This is a genomic window from Thermococcus peptonophilus, assembly GCF_001592435.1.
GTDB lineage: Archaea > Methanobacteriota_B > Thermococci > Thermococcales > Thermococcaceae > Thermococcus > Thermococcus peptonophilus.
Genome location: NZ_CP014750.1, coordinates 953,850 through 976,489 on the forward strand (window position 1 = coordinate 953,850; position 22,640 = coordinate 976,489).

Annotated in this window: 23 protein-coding genes; 4 read left to right on the plus strand and 19 right to left on the minus strand. The window is 53.1% G+C overall.

The window, feature by feature from the left end:
• Positions 1–15 precede the first annotated feature (15 nt).
• Complete coding sequence (locus tag A0127_RS05170; protein ID WP_062388821.1) at positions 16–891, plus strand: class I SAM-dependent methyltransferase; 876 nt, start codon at positions 16–18, stop codon at positions 889–891.
• On the opposite strand, the gene A0127_RS05175 is transcribed toward A0127_RS05170, so the two are convergent.
• From A0127_RS05175 to A0127_RS05190, 4 genes are all read right to left on the minus strand, one after another.
• Complete coding sequence (locus A0127_RS05175; protein ID WP_062388828.1) at positions 888–2,288, minus strand: metal-dependent hydrolase; 1,401 nt, start codon at positions 2,286–2,288, stop codon at positions 888–890. The genes A0127_RS05170 and A0127_RS05175 overlap by 4 nt on opposite strands.
• A gap of 6 nt (positions 2,289–2,294) precedes the next feature.
• Complete coding sequence (locus tag A0127_RS05180; protein WP_231855730.1) at positions 2,295–3,623, minus strand: tripartite tricarboxylate transporter permease; 1,329 nt, start codon at positions 3,621–3,623, stop codon at positions 2,295–2,297.
• Complete coding sequence (locus A0127_RS05185) at positions 3,623–6,595, minus strand: hypothetical protein (RefSeq protein ID WP_062388831.1); 2,973 nt, start codon at positions 6,593–6,595, stop codon at positions 3,623–3,625. The genes A0127_RS05180 and A0127_RS05185 overlap by 1 nt, the downstream gene beginning before the upstream one ends.
• A gap of 199 nt (positions 6,596–6,794) precedes the next feature.
• Positions 6,795–8,663 (minus strand): alpha/beta hydrolase family protein, encoded by a 1,869-nt coding sequence (locus A0127_RS05190; protein ID WP_062388834.1) that lies wholly within the window; start codon positions 8,661–8,663, stop codon positions 6,795–6,797.
• Between the two features lie 82 nt (positions 8,664–8,745).
• On the opposite strand from A0127_RS05190, the gene A0127_RS05195 reads away from it, so the two are divergent.
• On the plus strand, positions 8,746–9,072 hold the full coding sequence (locus A0127_RS05195; RefSeq protein WP_054840795.1) for a hypothetical protein: 327 nt from the start codon (positions 8,746–8,748) through the stop codon (positions 9,070–9,072).
• Here A0127_RS05195 and A0127_RS05200 read toward each other — a convergent pair.
• Positions 9,040–9,690 carry a hypothetical protein gene (locus A0127_RS05200; protein ID WP_062388837.1) on the minus strand — a complete coding sequence of 217 codons (651 nt, stop codon included), beginning with the start codon at positions 9,688–9,690 and terminating at the stop codon, positions 9,040–9,042. The two genes, A0127_RS05195 and A0127_RS05200, sit on opposite strands and share 33 nt — an antisense overlap.
• A 49-nt stretch (positions 9,691–9,739) precedes the next feature.
• Here A0127_RS05200 and A0127_RS05205 point away from each other — a divergent pair, with 49 nt between their 5' ends.
• Positions 9,740–9,967: an Lrp/AsnC family transcriptional regulator gene (locus tag A0127_RS05205; protein ID WP_011251002.1), complete on the plus strand. Its 228-nt coding sequence runs from the start codon at positions 9,740–9,742 to the stop codon at positions 9,965–9,967.
• 101 nt (positions 9,968–10,068) lie between these two features.
• On the opposite strand, the gene A0127_RS05210 is transcribed toward A0127_RS05205, so the two are convergent.
• The 7 genes from A0127_RS05210 to A0127_RS05240 form a co-directional block, all read right to left on the minus strand.
• Positions 10,069–10,986 (minus strand): ABC transporter ATP-binding protein, encoded by a 918-nt coding sequence (locus A0127_RS05210; RefSeq protein WP_062388840.1) that lies wholly within the window; start codon positions 10,984–10,986, stop codon positions 10,069–10,071.
• 6 nt (positions 10,987–10,992) lie between these two features.
• On the minus strand, positions 10,993–11,913 hold the full coding sequence (locus tag A0127_RS05215; protein ID WP_062388843.1) for an ABC transporter permease: 921 nt from the start codon (positions 11,911–11,913) through the stop codon (positions 10,993–10,995).
• Positions 11,914–11,918: 5 nt separating this feature from the next.
• Positions 11,919–12,512, minus strand: a complete 594-nt coding sequence (locus A0127_RS10720; RefSeq protein ID WP_231855731.1) for an ABC transporter permease subunit — start codon at positions 12,510–12,512, stop codon at positions 11,919–11,921.
• Positions 12,482–13,465, minus strand: coding sequence for a hypothetical protein (locus tag A0127_RS10725; protein WP_062388849.1), 984 nt, complete (start codon positions 13,463–13,465; stop codon positions 12,482–12,484). Before A0127_RS10725 ends, A0127_RS10720 begins: the two co-directional genes overlap by 31 nt.
• A gap of 218 nt (positions 13,466–13,683) precedes the next feature.
• The gene (locus A0127_RS05230) at positions 13,684–14,358 is read right to left on the minus strand and encodes a TIGR00153 family protein (RefSeq protein WP_062388852.1); all 675 of its coding nucleotides are present in this window, start codon (positions 14,356–14,358) and stop codon (positions 13,684–13,686) included.
• Between the two features lie 4 nt (positions 14,359–14,362).
• Positions 14,363–15,574, minus strand: a complete 1,212-nt coding sequence (locus A0127_RS05235; RefSeq protein ID WP_062388855.1) for an inorganic phosphate transporter — start codon at positions 15,572–15,574, stop codon at positions 14,363–14,365.
• A gap of 105 nt (positions 15,575–15,679) precedes the next feature.
• Positions 15,680–17,335 (minus strand): metallophosphoesterase family protein, encoded by a 1,656-nt coding sequence (locus tag A0127_RS05240; protein ID WP_331710439.1) that lies wholly within the window; start codon positions 17,333–17,335, stop codon positions 15,680–15,682.
• Between the two features lie 76 nt (positions 17,336–17,411).
• Between A0127_RS05240 and A0127_RS05245 the strand changes: the two genes are divergently transcribed.
• Complete coding sequence (locus A0127_RS05245; protein WP_062388860.1) at positions 17,412–17,768, plus strand: cupin domain-containing protein; 357 nt, start codon at positions 17,412–17,414, stop codon at positions 17,766–17,768.
• 7 nt (positions 17,769–17,775) lie between these two features.
• Here A0127_RS05245 and A0127_RS05250 read toward each other — a convergent pair whose 3' ends face one another.
• The 7 genes from A0127_RS05250 to hydD all read right to left on the minus strand — a co-directional run bounded on the left by A0127_RS05250 (position 17,776) and on the right by hydD (position 22,637).
• Positions 17,776–19,059, minus strand: a complete 1,284-nt coding sequence (locus A0127_RS05250) for a tRNA (N(6)-L-threonylcarbamoyladenosine(37)-C(2))-methylthiotransferase (protein WP_062388863.1) — start codon at positions 19,057–19,059, stop codon at positions 17,776–17,778.
• A gap of 79 nt (positions 19,060–19,138) precedes the next feature.
• Positions 19,139–19,357 (minus strand): TRAM domain-containing protein, encoded by a 219-nt coding sequence (locus tag A0127_RS05255; protein WP_011251015.1) that lies wholly within the window; start codon positions 19,355–19,357, stop codon positions 19,139–19,141.
• Positions 19,358–19,451: 94 nt separating this feature from the next.
• Entirely contained in the window at positions 19,452–19,898 is a 447-nt protein-coding gene (locus A0127_RS05260; RefSeq protein ID WP_062388866.1) for a hydrogenase maturation protease, read from the minus strand.
• Between the two features lie 18 nt (positions 19,899–19,916).
• On the minus strand, positions 19,917–20,333 hold the full coding sequence (locus A0127_RS05265) for a type II toxin-antitoxin system VapC family toxin (protein WP_156471155.1): 417 nt from the start codon (positions 20,331–20,333) through the stop codon (positions 19,917–19,919).
• Positions 20,296–20,511, minus strand: coding sequence for a hypothetical protein (locus A0127_RS05270; protein ID WP_054840788.1), 216 nt, complete (start codon positions 20,509–20,511; stop codon positions 20,296–20,298). Before A0127_RS05270 ends, A0127_RS05265 begins: the two co-directional genes overlap by 38 nt.
• A gap of 48 nt (positions 20,512–20,559) precedes the next feature.
• Positions 20,560–21,846, minus strand: a complete 1,287-nt coding sequence (gene hydA / locus A0127_RS05275) for an NADPH-dependent hydrogenase/sulfhydrogenase 1 subunit alpha (protein ID WP_062388868.1) — start codon at positions 21,844–21,846, stop codon at positions 20,560–20,562.
• Entirely contained in the window at positions 21,843–22,637 is a 795-nt protein-coding gene (gene hydD / locus A0127_RS05280; RefSeq protein ID WP_062388872.1) for an NADPH-dependent hydrogenase/sulfhydrogenase 1 subunit delta, read from the minus strand. Before hydD ends, hydA begins: the two co-directional genes overlap by 4 nt.
• Positions 22,638–22,640: the final 3 nt, after the last annotated feature.

A 22,640-nucleotide genomic window follows, 5' to 3' on the forward strand; every position in this document is an offset into this window, starting at 1 on the left:
TTCAAATTTCGGAACATGGAAGAGATTTATTACATCACGTTCAGAGAGGCCAGAATGCTTCTCGCCTCAAGGGGAAAAGTTAAGCTCAACCCTGACCTCAGGAAGACAAACAGGGTCCTGGAAGTCGAGATAAAAGACGATGGTGGTGCCCTTTTTCCGGACGGTACTCTCGTTGAAAGGAACCTCCTTGAGAAGATAGCCAGAGACGACGGGACAGTCTACTTCGTTTCTAATGGTGGGGTGTATAAAGCGGCAATAGCGAGCGAATCAGGCTTTTACAAGCTCGTCCCCACGATTCCACCAACGATAGAGATAAACGGCATAAGGATGCACAGAACGAAGAGAGTGAACCCACTCCAGGACACGAGGAACAAAGTGAACACCGTGAACCCCAAGGAGGGTGAGACAGTCCTCGACACATGCATGGGACTTGGATATACTGCCATAGAGGCATCAAAGAGGGGGGCTTACGTTATAACCATTGAAAAAGACCCAAACGTCATAGAGCTAGCGAGGATAAATCCATGGAGCCGGGAGCTCTTTACGGGTGGAAAGATTCAGGTTATTCAGGGAGATGCCTTTGAAGTTGTTAAAAAGTTCAAGCAAGCCAGTTTTGACGTGGTTATCCACGACCCCCCGCGCTTCTCATTGGCAGGCCATCTCTATTCAGAGGAGTTCCACAGGGAGCTTTTCAGGATTCTTAAGCCTGGAGGGAGACTATTCCACTACGTCGGCAACCCGGGGAAGAAGTACAGGAAAAAAGACCTCCAGAGGGGAGTCATGGAAAGGCTGAGGAGGGCTGGTTTTGTCGGCGTTAGAAGGGTCGAGGAAGCGCTTGGGGTTGTGGCGAAAAAACCAGAAAAAGGAATAAAAGCGGGCCAGTGGGATTAAATCCCGCCGACCTCTTCCAGCTCCTCAAAGGCTTCCAGGTTGGTGTAGTAGTCCATGAGCTTGGCTATCTCCTTTCTCAGCTTGAAACTCTTTGCTATTGCTATTCCAAAGCCTATCATTGACGGCCAGATGAGGTAGAGGAGCAGCTTCGCGTCGCCTATCGGTATCGGCCTCGGGTCAGTGAAGCGGTTGAAATTCCATATCATCAGCGCTATCATGAGCCAGGCCGTTGAGAAGTTTGTAAGCCCACTGCCGCTCTCTCCGAGCTTGAATCCAGGAATAACGTCCTTGGTTATCGGCGGGAATAGGTTGCTGCCCATGAAGCCGAGCTGATCCTCGAAGACGTGGAGCCACTGCCCTATCATCGAGGCGAGGGCAAGATCCGTCGCGTGGCTGTAGCCGAAGAGCTTGGCGAAGAGGAAAACGAAGATTCCAATTATCACTCCCATCGTCATCGAGTGACTAAAGCCGTGGTGCCAGGGAAGGAACCTGTCCTTAACGACTGTTTTACCCTGGTGTTTCGTTCTCCTGAAGGCTATCTCCGGGCCTGAGAAGGAGTCTATCCTCGTTGGCTTGGGATAGGTCTTGATGAATGGCACGTTCACCCTCGCTATTCCGAACTTCCTGTACTCCGGCGGCTCACCCCCAATGGCGACTCCACCAGGGGTAACTATCGGCCCCATCTCGACCCTTACCTCCCTCCTCGGGGGGTCAAGGTGTACCCAGAAACGTCTGTAAACGTCCCCTGGAAGGCGGATGTTGTGTATCTTGACTATCTTCTCTCCCTCTTCGTATGCCTTTTCTATGGCATCAGCTATTGTATCTGCAATTCCCTGCGGGTGTGGAGCGTCGCTGACGATGAATCTCAGCGAACCATCTGGGTCAATGTCCACGTATCCAAACACGAGCATCTTCTTACCTTCCTCAATCTGACCGAACTCCTCTTCAAAGATTTCGTAATCGTCCCCAAAGGCCTCCACTGTTATCTTCCCTGTTCCATCGCTGAGAGTGAAAACTATGGTGTTGTACTCTTCCATTACGGTCTCAACGTTGCCCTTCTCGTCAAAGACCTCGTAGGACATCGTTCCAGAGCCTTTTGTGAGTATCTCCTCAACAACCCCCTCGATGGCGAAGAACTGGTAGCGGTTCTTCTCGCTTAGATCCTTTATTTTGACGAGCTTCGGCGCGTAGTGCTTCTTCTCGTCCCAGGGGGCAGGGTCTATCTCGTAGTCCCTCCTCGCGAAGAACTTTCCAAACTTGAAGTCAACGAAGTCCGGAAAGTAGGCGGCCGCCGCCGCTATGACAGGAACTAAGATTCCCATCCTCAGGTCGGCAACGAGGGAGGGGAAGAACGTTACCGCCGCGAGGCCGGATATGTAGTGGGTAAACCCTCTCATCTTCCATCACCCCAGTCCAAGCAGGTGCATGAAAGCCCCGGTATGCCCCGTCATGCTGATGAGCACCGGCAGTATTAGGCCGCCGAGGCAGTAGCTCCTCCTAGTGTTGAAGGCAGCCGCCATTAGACCTATTGCCGTCGAGACGAAGAGCACCACAACTCCCATCCAGCCGGTGAGGAGGTAAGATATTGCTACCAGCACCGCAGCCACGAAGTAGGATACCTTCTTGGTGTGCATGACGTTGAAGCTCCTCGCTATAATCTTTGAAAGCCCATACGTAAAGAGGAAGCTTATTCCAGAGGCAAGCAGGATGACGCCGACGGCTGCTATGTACTCCGAATAGCTCTTTGGGGTGTAGAGAGAGCTGACGAGCCACGCTCCGGCTCCCCTTGTGAGCCTCAGGTTCGGCAGGAAGAGTAGGGAGAATGCTCCGACATAGTAGAGGACTCTGTTCACACCCTGGCTGATGATGAAGGCATCATCACCGCGCTGGCTCGTCATATGGCCTGCAACGAGCGCCCCCATACCTCCAGTGATTATCGGATAGACCGCCGCTATCGTCCCTCCGAGGGCACCCCCAAAGCTGGCCTTTAGGGTATTGTAGATGCTGCTCTCAACTTTGTCCTCCGGCTTCTGCGGTAGCATCGGCGGGTTGGAGAGTATGTTGAGTATCACCCACGACATTCCAAAGAAGCCTATGAACATCGGCGTTAACCTTGTGTAGGCGCTCGTTGTGGGGAGTATGTTGGTGTTCATGACTATGAAGCCGAGGATTCCAGAAAGGAAGAACACAAAGATTCCGCCGAGTATCTGCCTCCACGCCAGCCAGAGCCTCTCCCTCACGGTCTTTCCCCTGTCGCCCTCTTTAGGCCACTCGCTCATGAACATGAAGAGGACTATTGCCGTCAGGAAGTACGTGATGTAGGGGCTTGTGGCCTGATAGATCGGGGGCAGTACCTTGGGGAAGATGAAGAGCATGCTGAAGACGAGGATCAGAGTGCCCGCAACTGCCCCAATGAGGTAGAGCAGTACTGCCTCGTGTCCCCTGCCGAGGAGGAGGTAGCGCTGGGTCGGGAAGAGGAGGAACACCGCACTCTCGTCAGCGACGCTAAAGTACACGCTTGATATTGCACTTACGTAGGCGTAGGCTACTATGGCCCCAACTGCGAAGAACGGGAACGCCTGTACTGGCATAAGCTCGCCCACGCCGAAGACTGCCACCAGTAAGGCGATGATGTTGTAGATATGGAACCCCGGAATCCAAGATATCAGCGAGCCGAAGAGCACTCCGGCGAAAGACCAGATTAAAAGATCGGAGATGGGGAGCACGGCCATCACCTCACCTCGATGGCATCGGCGGTGTACGGAATGATCTCAACAGTTCCCTTGTACTCCGAAACGTAGCCTCCGACCCTCACCGTCTGCCCTTTGCTGAATGTCATGTTCCCTGCGACGCTCTTCGGAATGAAGATCACCAGCTCCCCGCTTCCGTCGTCTATCGTGAGCTTGATGAAGGTCTTTCCTTCGTAAACGTCCTTGATCGTGCCCTCGACGATTACTGTTTTGCCCTTCATGTCGAGGGTGACGTCTCCAGTCTTGTAAGCCTCGGAAGGTACGGCTTCGGTGACGGTGAGTGAGACTACTTTCTTTGCGTCAGCGTCGTAGGTTATTTCTATCCTGCTTCCCGTTCCAGCCTCGAACGGGTTCGGGAGGAGCTCGCGGCTGATTGAGAGCGTGGCACTTCCGGTATCGTCGCTGACGGTGATGTAGTAGCCGTTGTCGTAGTCCAAGCTATCCCAGACCACGGTAAGGTTCACTTGACCAGTGGCAGATGAAAGCGCGGAAACGGTGACTTCCCTGGTTGTTTCTCCCTGTGACGGCACACCTTCAACCTTTACAGCCTCGGGCGTGTACACAACCAGCTCCGGCGCTCCGTTGTATTCTTCCACGTAGCCGGCTGTATAAACAACTGAGCCTTCGGTGATGTTCAGGCCTGCTCCGTTCGGTATGAATACCGCTATCCCACCGCTTCCGTCGTCGAGGGTGAGCTTGAGGTTGTCTCCAACTGCTACTACCTTGACGGCGGTCGCGTTGAGGGCTATGACCTTACCCTTCATGTCGAGCGTAACCTCTCCAGTTCTGTATGTCCTCGGTGGAAGTGCTTCTGCGATCTCCAGGGAAGTTGCACTGCCGGAGAGGGGATCAACAACGATCTTGAGGGTGCTTCCAGTGGCTGCTTCGAGCGGGTTGGGGAGGAGATCCTTGGTTGCTGTCACGGTTGTGCTTCCCGTGCCGTCGTGAACTCCCAGGTAGTACTCTCCACTCTCGTAGGCGATAGAATCCCAGGTAACCGCCAGAAGGAGCGGCTCAACGGCGCTCTTGAGGTCAGCGACTGTTCCCTCAACGGGCCCGGTCTGCTCTATCTTCTTGATCGCCTCTGGGTGGAAGACGACAACTTCAGGCTCGTCGCGGTAGAGCTCAACGTAGCCTCCAATCTCAACTAGGTCGCCCTCCTGCGGGACGTAGGCCAACTCGTTGGCTGTAGTCCTTGGCACGAACACCGAGAGGCTTCCAAGGGTTATCTTGAGGTTGCCGCTGAGGTTAGCAACGTCTGTGACCCTGCCTGCGACAGCCACAATCTTTCCGACCATATCTGCCGTAACGCTATCCGGGCGTATCTGAACTGGCGGAACCGCAGCCTGTACGATCAGGGACTCTCCTTTGAGGTCGTTCGAATCTTTAACGAGTGCCCTGATAACCAGAACGCTTCCCTCGCCTGACTCCAGCGGGTTGAGAGCTATCAGAGCGTCCCTTGAAATGGAGACGGTGACGCCGTCAACGCTCATGTAGTAGGTTCCGTTGGCGTAGGTTATGCCCTGGAGGGAGCCGACAAAGTCAACTAGCCCCCCTCTGTATTTTCCGAGCTCCGAGACCCTAACCTGTGGAAGCTGTACTTCGGAGGGGCTGACCGGCCTTCCGAGGGCCTTCACCCCCGCTCCTGTGTAGACGACGATCTCAGGACTGCCGCGGTACTCGTCGAGGTAGCCGGCGACCTCAACACCGAGTCCCTCTTTGAGCCCAGTCAGCGTCTCGTTGGATAGCTCCCTGAGGGTCGCAGACGGTATGAAGACGTCTACCTTTCCAGTTCCGTCACTAACGACCAGTTTGAGGTTTGAACCGACCTTTTGAACTTCTTCAACGTTGGCCTTGACTGCAACTACTGTACCCTTCATATCTGGCGTCAGAACCCCCACCGGCAGGAACTCTGTCTTAACGGGCTTGAGAGCTTTGAGGTATGCGCCAACAAGCCTGCCGTCGTCGCCCATCTTTCCGACCGCCTTGATAATGCTTCCACTGCCGACTTCGAACGGGTTGAGATCAGCGAGGACTTCCCTCGGGACGAGGACGTCGAGGTAGTTAGTTCCGTCGGTGAGCGTGAGGACGTAGCGCCCGCTCTCGTAGGATATTCCCATGAGGTTACCCTGGACGGACATAACCATTCCGACGTAACCTGAAGCCTCGGCCAGAGAAACGAGCGGAGAGCTCTCTATTGGAGTCACGTTGAACTGCCCAAGTGACCGCACAACGATTTCAGGTGAAGTTCCCTTGTAGAGGTAGACAACGCCCGGCGCGTAAACGGTATCCCCAACTTTTACTGAGACGTTGTTTTTGATGAGGAGAACCCTCGGTATGAGGACTGTCACGGGCGCAACTCCCGTATCAACGGTCAAGAGGTAGCCGGAGCTGACGTTGGAGAACTCAGTAACGATTCCATGAACGGCGACGTAGGTGTTGCTCATGTTCTCGGTGAGCTCCTTAACAGTTGGCGGGTTCTCGGAGTAGAGCTTCCCGTTGAACTTCAGCCCTTCGAGGTACTGGAGCATGGCGTAGGTGTAGGTCTCCCTAACGCGGAGCTGCACCTCGGCAGTGACGTTGTCGCCGGGAAAAGGAATCACGCCCTTTTCTATCATCTCGTCCGCGAGCGGCGAGTATACCCTGACGTCCATCTGACCAGTCCCGTCATCTATCGTAAACGTCAGCGAGAGCTTACCGCCGGATTCCGATACGTAGGGAACGCTCGCGACAGTTCCGCTCAGCCTAACGACGGCGTAGTTCATCATGTAGCTGCCAGTGACGTCGCTCACCTTCATCAGCGGTGCTTGGGCACCCTGGGCGACAACAAGGAGAACCGCAACTCCAATTACTGACAGCAAAAGCGAGAGATATTTCAGCTTCGACACGTCGATCTTTTTCTGCTCCTTCAGGCCGTGATAATACAGCTTTTTCTCTTCCTTCTCGCCGGCCATAAGCTTTAACCTCCAGTTATTTAACGTAGCAGGGGAGTTGATTGGTGGGCTTTTTAACACTTTCGTGTCAAATCAATTCAGGGGTGGGCAGAACTGGGTAGGATTCAACATAACTTTTTGATATTGTAACTCCTCAGGATCTTTCACTTTTACGGGTTTGAAAATAAGAAAGGAAGAAGAAAAACGTCAGGAGTTCTCCTTAGGAGTTCTCCTTCAGGATTTTCTCAACGTCAAAACCTTCCTCGTACTTCTTCAGCTTCCTCTCAAAGAACTCGATGAAGAGCTTATAGCGCTTTGCCCTGTGCTTAGGGCTCCCGCGGATACTGTGGCCGTGTGCTCCCCTTCTGAATATGGCTATGTAAGCTTCTTTGCCGAGGTCTTTCAGGACGTTGTAGAACATCAGACTCTGGTCAAGCGGGCAGCGGTAGTCCTCAAGGCTGTGGATCAGCAGGAGCGGCGCCTTCACTCTCTCGGCGTAAAACAGAGGGCTTAGCTTCCTATAATTCTCGTTTTCGAGCGGGTTTGCTCCAATAACCTCGACGTCGTACCAGAGGCCTATATCCGAGAAAGCGTAGCTCGTGAGCCAGTAGCTTATACCGTTCTCGCTTATGCCTGCCTTGAAGAGGTCTGACTGTGTTACCGCCCAGTTCGTCATGTAGCCACCGTAGCTTATGCCCGTTATTCCGACCCTCTCGCGGTCAGCTTGAGGCTCGAGCTTGAGGAACTCTTCTATGCCGTTCATTATATCCTCGAAGTCTTCTAAGCCCGTTCTTTCGAGAACCCTCAAGGCAAAGTCCTCGTCGTAGCCATTGCTACCGCGCGGGTTCACGAAGACGATGTAGTATCCTTTGCTCGCCATTAGCTGCATCTCGTACTTGAAGTAGTGGCCGTACATACCCTTCGGCCCGCCGTGGACGAAGACTATAACGGGAGCTTTCTCGTCCTCCTTGAGCTCGGGCCTGATGTACCAGCCGTCTATCTCGAGGTCTTTGCTCTTGAAGCGGAAGTGCCTCGGCTCGAAGGTCTTCAGCTTTGCGAATATCGGCCCGTTGTAGTCTGTCAGCTGTCTCAGCTCACCGTCGTAAAGGTAGAGCTCCCTTAAACGCGTGGCCGTCTCGATGAGTAACGCTACCCTTCCGTCGTGCACGTCAAAGCCCATTATCCAGTGGTCGCCGACGATGAGCGGCTTAACCTCCCCGTCCCAGAGGTAGAGGTTCACCCTGCCGGCGTCGGGAACCGTGAAGTATACCTTACCATCCTCGAGCTTCGCGCTTCCGGTGTTGAGCGGGCCTTCGTAGACGGGCTTAAGCTCGCCGTCCCAGAGATAGAGCCAGTCGTGCTCGCTCATGAACTTCTTCTCCCTCTTTCCGTGGAGGAGGATGGCCTTTCCGTCGGAATCAACGGCCTCGAATGAGACCTTCTCGAAGAGCTTTTCCTCCTCGCCGTCCTTCCAGAGATAGATATCGTAGAACTTGAAAAGGGCCGGTTTACTCCCCTCCCTGTGCGGGACGTTGATAACTATTCCATCGCCGTGCCATACCCCGCTGGAAAAGCGCGGCTTCTCGAACTTCTCAAGGATTTCCTCGCTCTCCGTGTCGAGTATCCAGAAGGTCGTCTTCTCGCCGTCGAGGAAGCCCATGTTGTCGAACCATACCGGAACGTCGTCATCAAATACAAAGTCCTCGTCGTCCCTCCTCTTGAAGCCCACAACGAGGAGTCTCCTCGAGTCATCGTTCCACTGGACTGAGCGAATGTTTTTGGCCGAGAGTACTTTCTTTGCACTGAGGGTCTCCATGTCCGCGACCCATATCTCGGTCTCCTTCTTCTCCTCGTTGGAGCGCATGAAGGCGAGCTTCTTCCCGTCGGGAGAAATCCTCGGCATCGAGGCGTTCTCGACGAACCTCCTACCGCCGGTCTCAAGGTCCTCAACAACAACGGTGCTCTCGTACTTATTGTCCTTCATGTTGACCTTCGTAAGGACGTAGGCCACCTTGCTCCCCCTTATTCTCGGATCTCCGAGGTAGGCGAACTTAGAAAAGGTCTTCTCGTTCCATTCGATACTGCTCATAACGGTATCACCGGATTATGTTTGAATCATGGCTTATATCGTTTGCGGAAGGTTTTAAACTCCAAAACTGTAGTTTTCCTCCATGAAGGAAACAACTGCGGTTGGAATCATACTGGCGTTAGGCGTTGGAATCTCACTCATAGTCAGAAACTACCTCGGCATAGCGTTCGCCGCGCTTGGAATTCCAGCGTATCTGGCCTACACAGCGAGGGAGCAGAACATTCTGGCGAAGTCCAGGCTCTACGATAGGGACCTCTTCCTGATGATAATTATCTCAGCGGCCGTCATACTGGCCTTCAACTACTTCTTCGACCCAAGGGCGGGCCTGATAATACTGGCGCTGGCGGTTCCAGTGATAGCTCTCTACGCGGACAGGCTAAAGGCTAGAAAGAAGGCTCAGGAGGCGTAAAAGGCTTCCGGTTCTCTTGTAGTGCCTCAGGGTATCTTTCATTTCTTCCCTAAACTTCTCGTCGAGGCCAAATTTCTCCCGCACCCTCTTTGATATCGCGTTCTCGCCTATGAATATCATCGCCATCGCCGAGGTCAGGTTGTTTGGCTTCCTAAACCCTGCCTTTTCGAAGTCTATCATGTAAACGTCCTCGCCGATTATGATGTGCTTCCCGCCCTGTATCTGTCCGTGGTCTATGCCCAGCCGATCTAGGAGGGCTGTTTTCTCCACTATCCTGAAGAGATGCCTCTTTTCCACCTCCGCGAACAGAATAGGCTCACCATCGGCGAACTCCCTGATGAGGTAGGTGAGACCTTCAAATTCGCCCAGCTCCATGATTGGAGGGGTTATCCCAAAGGTGGAGGCAATTTTGGTAAGTTCTGCCTCTTTTTCGAAGTTGCTCCTCGTTGAGTCTGGTCTTTGAAGCTTTATCACGACTTTCCTCCCGCCTAAAACTCCAGTGAAGACTAGGCTCGTCGTCCCCTTGGCGAGTGGCTCAACGCCTCCAACGCCCTCCTCGGCCAGGTGCCTTAGAAACTCCTCCAGCCTTTTACTACTTATGATGTGCTCAAACGTCATACGCGATAAGCTTAAATAGTCCGGCGATAAAATATTTTTGGTGATAGCCATGGTGACGGCTTTTATTCTGATGGTTACGGCCGCTGGAAAGGAAAGGGAAGTTATGGAGAAGCTTCTTGCCATGCCCGAAGTTAAAGAGGCCTACGTCGTTTACGGTGAGTACGACCTCGTTGTTAAGGTCGAGACCGAGACGCTCAAGGACCTTGACCAGTTCATAACCGAGAAGATAAGGCGCATGCCCGAGATCCAGATGACCTCGACGATGATAGCCATCTGAGCTTCCGGCTCTTTTTGTTCTCCTTAATCCCCGACTTAGCTAGTTTTCCAGATACAAAGGACAACTCGTTCTTATCGTTATCAAAAAGGAAAGGAAAGTGTTCATTCCACTATTTTTAGGAATATCTCTTCGAGGGTGGGTTCTTTGATTTGGAGGGTGAGTATTTTTGCTCCTTGTTTTGCCACGTAGTCGTGGAGTTCTTCTCTGATGTCTTTTTTGGCCACAATCCTGTACTTGTTCTCGCCGAGGGGTGAAGCGCGCCATGGGACAGTGCTCCAGTCGACGGGCTTGCTCGTCTCCAGAATTATCGTGTAACCGGCCTTCTCTAGGAACTCGCGCTTGATCTCCTCCAGGCTTCCCTCTCTGATAAGCCTTCCCCTCACGATGACTCCAACGGTATCGCAGATTTCCTCAACGTGAGCCAGGATGTGGCTTGAGAAGAAGACTGTTTTTCCGGCTTTTCTCTGCTCCCTGATAATGTCCTTGAATTCTGCGATGCCCTTCGGATCCAGACCGCTCATCGGCTCGTCGAGGATTAAGAGGTCCGGGTCGTTGATGAGTGCTTGGGCTAGTAGGAGCCTCTGCCGCATTCCCTTCGAGAATTTGCCCACTTTCCTGTTCTTAGCCTCGCTTAGGCCGACGAGGTCGAGGAGTTCTTTGATTCTCTTCTCTTTTTCGTTTTTTGGGATTTTGAATGCATCTGCGATTATGTCGAGGGTTTGGACTGGCGTTAGAAAGTCCCAGAGGGTTGCGTGTTCGGGCATGTAGCCGATTCTCTTCTTTGCTTGGACGAGTTTGTCCTCGTCGAATTTTCCATCTCTGAAGATTTCTAGGTCGAGGAGTTGTATGCGGCCTTGTTGGGGGAAGATTAGGCCGAGGGTGCTGAGGATGGTTGTGCTTTTTCCTGCTCCGTTCGGCCCGAGAAAGCCGTAGATTTGGCCGGGTTTAACCTCGAGGTTAAGGCCGTTGAGGGCCTTAACGTCCTTGTAGAATTTGACGAGATCCTCAACCCTCATCACAAACCATCACCTCAAATCCATCCTAAGGAACCTGACTAATCCAAGCGCGAGGTACACGGGGGTGAGGCCCAGGATTATGAGAACCTGGGTCGGATTTTTGGCTATGGAGTGGCCGACTCCAAGGTATTCAATCGTGTATGTTCCGTCGTCATTGAACGAGGTCTCCTCCATATCCTTTAACGCATCCATCATCATCACTTGCGGTGCGTAGAACAGGTACTTCAGGTGATACTCCCTCTGGAGTTCTTCACGCCTCTGCTGATATTTGGACTTTTCTTCAGGGGCTAATTTGAGAAAATCTCCCCTCTTCTGGATTCCGAATTCCTTATCCGCTTTCTTCTCTGCCCACCCATCAACAACCTGGGGCATCACCAGGGAAGTCACAAGGAATAGGACAAGGGCAACTCCAAGGGCCGTGTTCTGGGAGCGTATCACGCTCGATATAAGAATTCCCAGGGCAAGGAGCTGGAGCATCGCCAGGAGGATGAGACCGTTGGCCAGCACGAGGTCGGAGATCAGCTTCCCCGTGAGCGAGACTCCGTAGTACTTTGTTATAACGAAGGAGAGCAGGGTTGCGATGAGCATGGCCACGATTATGCTGACCGACTGGCCCAGGAACTTGCCCAAGAGATAGGGGGCTCTTCTTATGGGCTTGCTGAGTGCTACCCTTATCGTCCCGTTCTCAAGGTCGGAGTTCAGCGAGGTTGCCCCTGCGATGAGCGCGTAGAGACCTATGAAAAGGAACGCGCTGACCATTATATAGCCCACGAGACTAGTAGCCAGGAGTCCCTGGGGATTCGAGGCTCCTTCAAGGTTGTCTCGGATTTCATAAAAAGCCATGATGTAGATCAGCACCATCAGGGCCGTTATCAGCCAGAACTTCTTCTGCCGTATGCTGTTCCCGGCTTCCAGTTTTAAACTCCACACTTGTATCACCTCAGGTCTGCCTTTTTGAACTTCAGCCACGAGGCCGCAAGGTAAAGCAGTGTTGGAATCACAATCAGTAATAGATTACTCTTGTGATTTAAAAGATTAACTAACGGCCCTGGCGGCAGTGCTTTCTTCGGAGACACCGCCGATGCTAAGGCAAGGTACTGAACCTCTGGAACCGGGAAGTAGAGGGCCTTTCTCGCGAACTCTTCAGAGCGTCCAAACACTGCCATAAATGCTATCGGTACTGCGAAGTCCAGCAGGAAGGCCAGCAAGATTGAGGTTAGGAGTGCTTTCCTGCCCCCTGTGAGGGTTGAGAGCAGGTAGCCGAGGGCAAGGTAGTAGAGGAGCGAGAGGAATAGGAGAACTCCGAAGACGAGCCCAATTTCAACGGCCCTCCTTCCACCCCCGAGGTGGACGGCGTAGGCGATGAGAACCCCAGTGTAAAGGGCCGTGCCGAGGAAGACCGCCACCACGTCGCTCAGGAGCGTTCCCAGGAAGAAGTGCTTTCTCCTCAGAGGCTTGCTGAGCAGGACTCTGGCAGTTCCGTTCTCCACGGTCGAGCTTATTGAAAGCGCCCCGAGCGGGAGAACCACCAGGGGCAGGGAAACCCGCTTAGGTTGAAAATGAGCGAGTTCAAAAGACCCGCGAGGTCGTAGTGGGTGTAGCCTTTGCTGAGAGATCCTACCTTCATCAGTGCCATCAAGCCTGAGAAAACTGCAAAGGCAATGAAGCGCTTGCCCTGCAGGCTCAGACCAAGGAAAACTCCGTAAAGCCCGCGCAGTGGGGAGGAGACATCCATGGACACTTCCGCGGGTAGGGATCTGGATCCTTTGAGCTCCGTCAGTCTGAAGAGCTCCATTCCAGCGATTGAAAGGGCGAGTGAGAGGGCTAAAAGCTCTCCAATGGGCCTGTAAGATATCGAGATTTCACTTTCAATAGAAAGAACCTTTCCGAGATAGACCGTTGGGATAAACGGATAGTCTAGCTCTCCCGCGAGGGCAAGGATGATGAAGGCCCCGAGGCCAAGAACGACTCCGAAGTCTCGGGAGGTCGCGAGCGGGAGCAGGAGGAGGGCGATTCCGATTACACCGACCAGCGAGAGCGAGAGTGCGAGCGAGCCGATGACGTAGTCCCTGACCTCGAAGCCGTGAAGGGACATTGCGAGCGCTCCAGAGAGCACTATCCCAATAGTGGAAGCTAAGGCAAGCTTTGACCCCTCAATGACCCAGCTTAGGAAGTAGCGCCTTCTCGTTAGTGGCTTTGAGAGCATCAGGATCAAGTTGCCGCGCTCGAAGTCCAAGCCGAAGTTAGAGAGGAGGATTATCAGGATAACTGGGAAGATGAGGTACTTGAGAAAGACGGGAAGCCACTTGGTCAGCAGTTCGAGCGTCACTATGTAGCCAAGCTTTTCTGGGGGGAGTGTTATGTTGTGGACGCTGAAATGGTATAGCTCCAGCCCTACTCCAATGGCCGGGAACAGGGAGAGGAGAAAGACGATAACTGGATGGTTCGTCCCGACTCGTTCAATCAGTTTGGCTTCTTTCATTTAGCCACACCCCTAAAGCTAGGTCATAATGATGGCTACACTTCCTGCTATTTTGAGTATGGACAGCATTCTACCACCGTGAAATTTAATCCAGCTTTGGCAAGAGGCTTGAGGCTGATGAGATACTTTTCATATCCCTGAAAACTTCAAGACTACTTTAAAGATGTTCTTCATTCCAATCAGGAAAAGTTAGAGAAAAGACCTTAAAAGTTTAATGCTCACTTGTTCATCATCAGTCTTATCCTCTCGGCTGCGTCCTTTGCCTTGTCAGAGATGTTGCTGAGGGTTCTGGCTATGTTGAGGAGGTAGAAGCCCTCACTCCAGTCCATCTTATCAGCGTTCTGGAAGACCAGCCTCATGAGTTCTGTATCGAGACCGTCGATCTTGCTCTCGACCCCCTCGATCTCATGTATGATCTCGTACTCCCTCTCGATCTCCTTCTCCGCAAAGCCGCTCTCAATGACCCTGTCCATCTGGACTATCGCCCCATAGACAAGCTTAGCCGCTTTGATGCTCTCCGTGCCCATCTGAAGAATGACTTCCTTTATCTCCTCAGGAATGTCTCCCGGCTCTTTAACGAGGAGCCACTTGGCGGTGTCTTCAGCTGCATCGGCCACCTTGTCCTGCATGTGGAGGTATATGAGCACGTCCTCCCTCGCTACCGCCATCATGAGCTTCGAGCTGAGCGAGTCCCTTATCTCCGCTTTTATCCTGTCCGCGACGTCCTCAAGCCTGTCCACTTCGAGGGCGAGCTTTTTCATCTCCTCGTAGTTGCCCTCACGCCACGCCTGGAGTGCCTTTTCCAGTGTTTCGACCGTCTGGAGAGCTACTTCAGCGTGCTTTATCAGAGGTTTGAAGGGACTTTTCGCAAAGAGCTTGGTCCAGACCTGCATGGTATCACCCCACAATCATCAAGACCTTGAACAGGGAGGCACTTATCAGGGCCGCCACGGGAACCGTAACGAACCACGAGATGATTATATCCCTAACGATGTCCTTGTTTATTGCCTTTACTCCTCTGGCAAGACCAACGCCGATGACTGCGCCAACAACTACGTGGGTCGTTGAGATCGGGAGTCCGAGCCAGCTCGCCACGAGAACGACTGTAGCGGCCGAGAAGTCTATGGTAAAGCCGCGTGTGTTGGTAAGCTCGGTTATCCTCCTTCCGACGGTCTCCATAACGCGGTAGCCGTAGGTAGCCACTCCAAGCGCGATTCCAAGGCCGCCCATGGCCAGTATCCACCTCGGCACTGGAACTTTCATACCGGCCATGCCCATGGTGGCCACGGCGTAAACTGCCGCCACAGGCCCTATCGCGTTGGCCACGTCGTTTGCACCATGGGCAAGGGCCACGTAGCCCGAGGTAATGACCTGAACACGCCTGAAAATCGACTCTACTCCGATAAACGGGTCAGAGGACGGAAACTTCGCCCTGAGGGCGAAGAAGAGGATCAGGAACACAACGAGGCCTGCTGGAATGCCGTAGAAGATCACTCCCCTTCCCAGGTCTTTCCCGTGGAGAACCTTGATGTAGAACATTGTGCCAATCACGACGAAGGCAAGCCCAACCCAGAAGGGCGACCAGATTTTGGAGCTTTTCACCGGATCGTTTCTTTCGAAGATGCTCTTGGTCAGGGCCTTGAAGACGAAGAAAGCCATTATCGCACCAATTATCGGTGAGAGTATCCAGCTGAGGACGACCTGAGTCATCTTGCCCCAGTTGACTACTGAGAACCCTGCGTAGACTATGCCGTAGCCCACTATTCCGCCTATGATCGAATGGGTAGTTGAAACGGGCAGGCCGAACTTAGTGGCTATCACCAGCCAGATCGTAGCGGCAAGCAGGGCCGCAACCGAACCGTATACAAGAATGTTTGGGTCGGTTATCTTGTCCGGGTAGAGAATTCCCTTCCTTATCGTCTCCGTGACGCTCTTTCCAAAGAAGTAAGCCCCGGTGAACTCCAGAACGCCGGCTATCAGAACCGCCTGCTTTGGGGTTATCGCCTTTGCACCAACGGCTGTGCTCATCGAGTTGGCCGCGTCGTTCGCCCCTATGGCCCACGCCATCCCAAAACCGACAATTATAGTTATCAGCAACCAGGGGTCCATGACCGCCACCAGAGGTAGCAGAATTGAGCAATATAAATATCTTGCCGCAGTAGAATATATTCCCGCAAGGGTCTCTATATAGGGTGGATATAATAAATAGAATGGTCAAGGAGAGACCTTGACAGGCTCAACTTCAATCGATCCGTCCTCCTTCATAAACAGGCGGACGTAGTGGTAGAATCCGCCTTCCTCTGGCTTGGCGTATAGCGGTGCTCCTGCTCCTCCCGTTATGACAAACGGAACTCCCTCATAAGTTCCGTACCAGTAGATGTGGATGTGGCCGAAGATTCCAAAGGCGTTGTATTCTCTCATAAGTTTGAGGAGCTTCTTGGCATCAGAGGGATCGAGGGCATGCTCATCGCTCGGCCTCGGGTCGTAGGGCGGCGCGTGCATAACTACAACAGGTCTCTCTCCACGTTTCTTTGCGGTCTCCAGTTCTTTTTTCAGCCACTCCCACTGTTCATCGGTGAGTCTGTAACCGTTCATAACGTCGTTTGCGAAGATGTAGCGGTAGCCTCCGAGGCTGAAGGCGTAGTCAGTCGGGCCGAAGTAGTAATGGTAGATGTTGACGCCCTCTCCATTGTACTCATGGTTTCCAACTGCCACAAATACCGGCTTGTTCCACTTCCAGGCCCTCATAAGCTCCTCCCACTGGTAAATAGTGCCAGAGTACACAAGGTCGCCGCTGTCAATAACAAAGGCGCCGTCTTCCCCGTTGATCGCATCCCTGATCTTGAAGAAGACCTCTGGCTGTTTCTCGCCGCTTCCTGGCCTGTGATCGCCGAACGCCAAGACTGTATAGTTGCTAACGTTTGCGGGCACTATTGAGAAGTCCCCGGAGGAGATCACGACCACCCTCGTTCCGCCAAAATCCGCCGCCTTCACAGCCCCCTTCTGGTCACTTCTAGCGATAACGTAGTTGGGGTTGATGTTGTCTATCACGTAGGTGAGGGTTATCCCTTTGTTGTTCTTCACCCTAACGCTCACGTTGAAGCCGAGGGCATGGATGTAGACCTTGGTGTCGTTCACCAGCTTAATAAAGCCGCCGCTGACGGTTACGTTCTCCCCTTTGACGACGCGCCAGTAGTACTGGAATGGTTCGTCAAAGATTATCTGATGGAGAGTAACGAACTCATCGTCCTCAGCTATTCCATCGAGGTTCGTGTCGCCTATCTCCTTCACCAGTATCCCCTCGAAGTCCCTTGAACGAACAACCGCCGTCCTGTCGAGCTGGACTTTCCCGGATTTTATGCCCGCGAGGAAGTTGAGTGCCGCACCGACTCCAGCCCTGCTTGTGCCGGAGACCACCATTACTGCATTCCCTTCTTTGGAGTTGAATATTGCAACAATGCCGTGCCAGGGGGCGATGTAGTGCATGCCGTTCCTGTAGGCTATGTATCCGAAGAAATCAAGCTTCTGCACCTGAACCGGCTTTCCGAAGAGGGTCTTCTTTGAATAAACGTCCTGCGGCGATAAAACCAGGATGCCGCTACCGGAGTATTCGGAGGAAGGTTTAACGTTGGCATTCGGGAAGTAGTGCTTCACGAGGTTCTCATAGCCATTGCTTACGTAGAATGTCCCGTTGAAAAGCTCGTACCAGCTGGCGATGACCTTGCCGGGGGCGTAGCTCTTGAAGTTTATGCCCGAACTCTGAGCGCTCGTTGAAGCTGTTTCCGTGTTTGTGTTAGTAGTACTTCCTATACAACCGGCGGTGAATACAACCGCCAGTATTAAAAGGGCAACGGCTTTTTTCATATTCATCACCTTTTTGAGTCCCCCTTTAAATCGGCGGGGAACGTTTAAATATGATTCGATTCAAGTTTCAAACGGTGGTACCATGTTCGTCGGGCACTATAAGGACGTCCCTGAGAAGGACACCGGTTTTGAGGGAGTGACGATCCGCTGGCTCGTTTCTCCAAAGCTCGGCGCGAAAAACTTTGCGATGCGCTACTTCGTCATGAAGAAGGGCTCCGAGATACCGATACACCAGCACGACTGGGAGCATGAGATATTCATCGTCAGGGGGGAGGGGGTAATAACCAACGGGAAGGAGGAGTTCCACGTTAAGGAGGGCAACTTCCTCTACGTTCCGCCCAACGAGCCGCACGGCTACAAGGCAACGGGAGAGACGCTGGAGTTCCTCTGCATAATCCCTGCCAAGAAAGAAGCTATCCCAGAGGACGAATGGGCCTGAGTTCTACTCAAACACTTTTTTCCAGTTCTCCCCTCAGATACGTTGAACCGGCCCACGTGATCTTGGCCCGGGTTATTTCTCCCCTGTCACCTGCGTCGAGAATTATGTCCTTGTAGTTGAACGTTCTACCCTCGATTCCGCCCTTTTCACCGGGACCGTGAACAAGAACTTCGACTGCCTTTCCAAGATAGGTCCGGTTTATCTCGTAGGCTATCTGGAGGCGGAGCCTGTGCAACAGGCGGGAGCGCTCCTTCACCTTCCAGCCGGGCAGTTGCTTCCACTTGGCCGCTATCGTTCCCGGTCTTGGGGAATAACGGGAAACGTTTATCTTGTCCGGCCTGACCCTCTTTACAAGCTCAACTGTGTTCTGAAAGGCCTCGTCGCTCTCCCCCGGAAAACCGACTATTATATCGGTGTTGAGGTTCAGACCGGGGATTTTCTTCCGGAATTCCCTCACGATCTCCTCGAACTCCTCAACGGTGTAGTTCCGCCCCATCCTTCTCAGAATTTCGTTGTCGCCGCTCTGAACGGGCAGGTGAAGGAACTTGTAGACCTTGGGGTTTTGGTAGGCCTCTATCAGCTCGTCGAGGAACTTTAAGACGTGGTTCGGGTTCATCATGCCGACCCTGACGCGAAAGTCTCCTTCGATGGCTGTTATTTCGTCGAGGAGCTCTGCCAGGTTCGCTCCGATGTCAAAACCGTAGCACCCGGTATCCTCGCTTGAGAGCTGGATTTCCTTGTAGCCCCTCGCAAGGGCCTCTTTTACCCACTTAACTATGAGTTCGGGCTTGTAGCTCTTGAGCACACCGCGGGCGAAGCGTGTTGCACAATAGGTGCAGGCGTTGAGGCAACCCTCACTTATCGGGACGACGAAGACGACGCCGGACTTCCAGAGGCGAGGCAGTTCGAGCTTGTCTACCTTCCTTTCCTTCCAGCCCTCAACTGAGACCAGCTTCCCTCCGCGTTCAGCCACGTCTATTGCCTCGGCGATTCTGTCTATGCTCTTGACGCCGAGCATCCCGGAGACGCGGGGGTCAATAACCTCAGGGTTAACGTGGACGAGACAGCCGGTTGCGATAACCTTCTTTCCAGAATCGAGAAGTTCGCGTATTCTCCTCGCCATCTTATGCTCCGTTGGGTCTTTGACGGCGCAGGTGTTCACGACGATGTAGTCGGCGCTTTCCGGGCTTTCTGCTAACTCATAGCCAGCCCTAAGCAGAATAGCTTCCATAATCTCCCCGTCTGCTTTATTCCTCGTGCAGCCGTAGCTCTCGACGTAGACGCTGACCATCGGGATGGGTTTAACAGTAGGTTTAAAAAACAGACGGTTCAAAAGTGTGGAATAAACGAGAGTGAAAAAGAACTCTCAATCATTCAATGACTGAGGCGAAAGCGAACTTCCTCTTGACTGAGTTGATAACGATCTCAACCTCGTCGCCGACCTGGGTGTTCGGGACGAATATGACGAACCCCTTTATCTTGGCGATGCCGTCACCGCCCTTTCCGAGGCTCTCAATCTTGACCGTGTATCTCTCCCCAACCTTAACTGGGGCTTCCTGTCCATATCCACCAAACCTGTCTCCATACATATCTAACACCAACTCTTTCAACTTTGAGACCCTTCCGAAAGACTCCAGAAGAGTCCCGTTGTTGGGTTGGCCGAAGAGTATATAAAGCTTTGGGTCACTTCGCCAGTTTCTCGGCGAGTTCAACCGCTTTTTGGACCCCAGCTTTTACCTCATCGCTCAGCTCCATACCGAGGCCTATCTCCTTGGCGACAATCCCGATAAAGTGGATCTCCGCCTTTTTCAGCCTCTCATCGAGCTCCATGAGGAGCTTTAGTCCATCGATGGCACCAATGAAGTGGGCGCTCCTGATTTCGGCATTCAGCTTCTCAAAAATCTCCTCACCCTTGAAGTGGACAACTTCACCGGCCTTCAGCTTATCGCTCAGGATGGCGTCGATGATTACTATCCTCTCCTCGCCGCCGTAGTGGTTGGCAAGCTGGAAGATGTCCGTCCCAACTTCAAGCACGTTGTACCCTCTTTCCGCGAGAATTCTGCCCGCTTTTAGCCCGGCTCCATCGTCCTTCATCAGCTCGTTGCCGAGGGCGAGAATGAGGGTTTTCATGGTTAGACACCTATAATTTCAACCTTCTCCTTTTCGGCTGGAACCTTTGAATTCATCATCCATCGTGGCCAAGGAAAAGCCGTGCTCGATGCAGGTGGCCAAAATCATGGCGTCGTTGGGAAGGAGCGCGTACTTTTCTATCAGCTCGCGGGCGATTTCAGTTGTCCTCCTTGTAGTCTCGACAAAACCATACTTCGAAAGTGCAGAGAATACAAGCTTAAGTTCCCCCGGCAACTTGTCTGGCTTTCGTTTGAGACTCCTCGGCGCTCTCCCCGAATAGTGTCCCATCATCACGTAGACTACCTCGCTGAAGACTACTGAGTTTATGTAGAGGATGTTCTCTTCCCTGAATAGTTCTGAAAGAAGCCTCTCGGCGCGCTCGTTTCCCTTTAAGTACTCAACCAGAACGGAGGTGTCTACCAACGTGTGCCTCATAGCATTCCTCCTTCAGCTCTTCCCATGACTTATCGGTCTTCAGGATGCCCTTTAGCTTCTTCATCTCTCCCCATAGAGCTTTTCTATTCCTGAGGTACTTCGCCATCTCCTCAACTTCCCGCCGGAACTCCTCGGCATATTCCTTTGGAACCTCAACTTCAATCACAACTTTCTCCATACCCTCACCACTGAAAGATAGGTCTGAAAACTTAAAAAAGTTGAGAGGCTAAAGCCTCGCCACGTGCACGGAACAGGAGATGCACGGGTCGTATGCCCTAACCACCATCTCGGCGAAGAACTTCAGTCTCTCTGGATCGTCGTTGTAGTGCTTCTCCGCCATCATCCTCACGTGCTCCTCCATCATGGCGAGGTTAAAAGCGGTGGGCGTGATTATGTCTGCATAGCTGACCCTTCCATTCTCGACCTTGAGCGCGTAAACGAGCACTCCACGCGGGGCCTCGGTAGTTGAGACGCCGAAACCGTCCCTTATCTCCACCTCGTCCCTCGGTCTTATCGGCCACTTCGAGAGGGTCTCATCGATAAGGTCTATCGCCCTCTCCGTGAAGTAGACGAGCTCAAGCGCCTGCGCGAGGTTGTTGGCGAAGGGGTTTGTAGGTCGGAGCAGGTCTTTATGGCTCTCGTAGAGCTCTTTGGCCCTTCCGTAGAGTGTATCTGCGTTGTTCACGAGGCGCGATATTGCACCGACCATGAAGGGCTTCCCGTGGTAGTGGCTGTGCTTGGCGAAGCTGTGCTCAACGACGAACTCCTTTATGTGCTCCCTGTATTCTTCACTCGGGAATTCATTTCCGTCCGAGGCCTTGAGGTAGTCGCCGTAGATTCCATAAACTCCATTCCTAGGCTTGACTGCTATGTGGGTGATCGGCCCCTCGACTTCCTCGTACTGCTCAAGCTTTGTGAAGAGCTCGAAGGTGTACTCCGCCTTCGGAAGGGCCTCCTTAAGGCGTCTCTTCATCTCCTCAAGCACGCTCTTGTCAGGGAGTTTCCCGAAGCCGCCTAAGACCGCGTTCTCCTGGTGGATTGCCCTGCTTCCGAGTTCGTCCATGATCCAGCTCCCGAGGTTCTTGAGGTCGAGGGCAGTCTTTATTTCCCTCTTGTACTCCTCTACCATGTGGAGCGGCCCAGAGTAGCCCATGTAATCAGGCAGGACGAGGAGGTAGAGGTGGAGTGCATGGCTCTCTATCATGTCGCCGATGTAAAGGACCTCCCTGAGGGCCTGGATTTCCTCGCGCGGGGTGAAACCGACTGCCTTCTCAGCGGCCTCAAGGGCAGTGAGCTTGTGGGCGGCGGAACAGAAGGAGCATATTCTTGGATATACCGATAGGGCTTCGTCGAGCTTCTTGCCGAGAGTTATGGCCTCGAAAAAGCGCGGCCCCTCAATGATGTTGAGCTTGACCTCTTTCACGCCGTCGTCACCTACAACGATCTCAACGCCGCCCTTGCCCTCGACCCTCGCTATGTGGTCAACGGTGATCGGGAGATAAACGTTCTTCATTCTTTCACCCCCTCGAATATCTTGTTAACCATCTCCTCTAGCTTCGGGTTGTGGGCGTTGAACATTCTCATCCTCTCCAGAATCTCCTCCTTGGTCAGCCCCTTCTCCCTGAAGACCCTCGCGAGGGAGTCAAACCAGGCAACATCGTAGCCTATCGCTCCCCTGCACCCGATGCACGCTATTCCAAAGGCAGGGCATCTGGCATCGCAGCCCGCCCTCGTTACCGGGCCGAGACAGGGCTCGCCCTTCTCAAGGAGGACGCAGGTGTTCCCCCTGAGCCTGCACTCGAGGCAGACTGGATAATCAATGTCCTCGGGCCACGAGCCTATGAGAAGCGTTCCGAGCGTGTAGAGGAAGTCCCTCTTCTCCGGCGGACAGCCGTAAATGTTGTAGTCCACTTTAATGTAGTTAGAAACCGGTTCGGCCATCTTGGGCTGGAACTTGACCTTTGCATCGCCGTAGACCTTCTTCCACAGCTCCTCCAGCGGTTTGTCCTTCTCCCAGCTCTGCACACCACCCTGGACGGCGCAGGAGCCGACTGCAACCACTATCTTGGCGTTCTCGCGTATCTTCTTGACGAGCTCTATTTCTTCCTCCGTTGAAACGCTCCCCTCGATGAGCGCTATGTCGACCGGCTCGTCCTCGTAGGAGTCCCTCTCCAGCATGAACCAGCAGGCTATCTCCACGTTTGGAATGAGCTGGAGTATCTCATCCATCATTGCAAACTGGAGCTGGCAGCCGTAACATGACGTTAAAGCGTAAAACCCAATCCTTATCTTCTTATCACTCATCGC

What these genes read in the sequence shown, in the direction of transcription:
- A0127_RS05185 (WP_062388831.1), bottom strand. Translation starts at nt 6,595, where the DNA reads ATGGCCGGCGAGAAGGAAGAGAAAAAGCTGTATTATCACGGCCTGAAG.
- A0127_RS05240 (WP_331710439.1), bottom strand. Translation starts at nt 17,335, where the DNA reads ATGAATATGAAAAAAGCCGTTGCCCTTTTAATACTGGCGGTTGTATTC.
- A0127_RS05245 (WP_062388860.1), top strand. Translation starts at nt 17,412, where the DNA reads ATGTTCGTCGGGCACTATAAGGACGTCCCTGAGAAGGACACCGGTTTT.
- A0127_RS05235 (WP_062388855.1), bottom strand. Translation starts at nt 15,574, where the DNA reads ATGGACCCCTGGTTGCTGATAACTATAATTGTCGGTTTTGGGATGGCG.
- A0127_RS05195 (WP_054840795.1), top strand. Translation starts at nt 8,746, where the DNA reads ATGAAGGAAACAACTGCGGTTGGAATCATACTGGCGTTAGGCGTTGGA.
- A0127_RS05260 (WP_062388866.1), bottom strand. Translation starts at nt 19,898, where the DNA reads ATGAAAACCCTCATTCTCGCCCTCGGCAACGAGCTGATGAAGGACGAT.
- A0127_RS05205 (WP_011251002.1), top strand. Translation starts at nt 9,740, where the DNA reads ATGGTGACGGCTTTTATTCTGATGGTTACGGCCGCTGGAAAGGAAAGG.
- A0127_RS10725 (WP_062388849.1), bottom strand. Translation starts at nt 13,465, where the DNA reads ATGAAAGAAGCCAAACTGATTGAACGAGTCGGGACGAACCATCCAGTT.
- A0127_RS05230 (WP_062388852.1), bottom strand. Translation starts at nt 14,358, where the DNA reads ATGCAGGTCTGGACCAAGCTCTTTGCGAAAAGTCCCTTCAAACCTCTG.
- A0127_RS05175 (WP_062388828.1), bottom strand. Translation starts at nt 2,288, where the DNA reads ATGAGAGGGTTTACCCACTACATATCCGGCCTCGCGGCGGTAACGTTC.
- A0127_RS05265 (WP_156471155.1), bottom strand. Translation starts at nt 20,333, where the DNA reads ATGAGGCACACGTTGGTAGACACCTCCGTTCTGGTTGAGTACTTAAAG.
- A0127_RS05170 (WP_062388821.1), top strand. Translation starts at nt 16, where the DNA reads ATGGAAGAGATTTATTACATCACGTTCAGAGAGGCCAGAATGCTTCTC.
- A0127_RS05190 (WP_062388834.1), bottom strand. Translation starts at nt 8,663, where the DNA reads ATGAGCAGTATCGAATGGAACGAGAAGACCTTTTCTAAGTTCGCCTAC.
- A0127_RS05270 (WP_054840788.1), bottom strand. Translation starts at nt 20,511, where the DNA reads ATGGAGAAAGTTGTGATTGAAGTTGAGGTTCCAAAGGAATATGCCGAG.
- A0127_RS05200 (WP_062388837.1), bottom strand. Translation starts at nt 9,690, where the DNA reads ATGACGTTTGAGCACATCATAAGTAGTAAAAGGCTGGAGGAGTTTCTA.
- A0127_RS05250 (WP_062388863.1), bottom strand. Translation starts at nt 19,059, where the DNA reads ATGGTCAGCGTCTACGTCGAGAGCTACGGCTGCACGAGGAATAAAGCA.
- hydD (WP_062388872.1), bottom strand. Translation starts at nt 22,637, where the DNA reads ATGAGTGATAAGAAGATAAGGATTGGGTTTTACGCTTTAACGTCATGT.
- A0127_RS05255 (WP_011251015.1), bottom strand. Translation starts at nt 19,357, where the DNA reads ATGTATGGAGACAGGTTTGGTGGATATGGACAGGAAGCCCCAGTTAAG.
- hydA (WP_062388868.1), bottom strand. Translation starts at nt 21,846, where the DNA reads ATGAAGAACGTTTATCTCCCGATCACCGTTGACCACATAGCGAGGGTC.
- A0127_RS05180 (WP_231855730.1), bottom strand. Translation starts at nt 3,623, where the DNA reads ATGGCCGTGCTCCCCATCTCCGATCTTTTAATCTGGTCTTTCGCCGGA.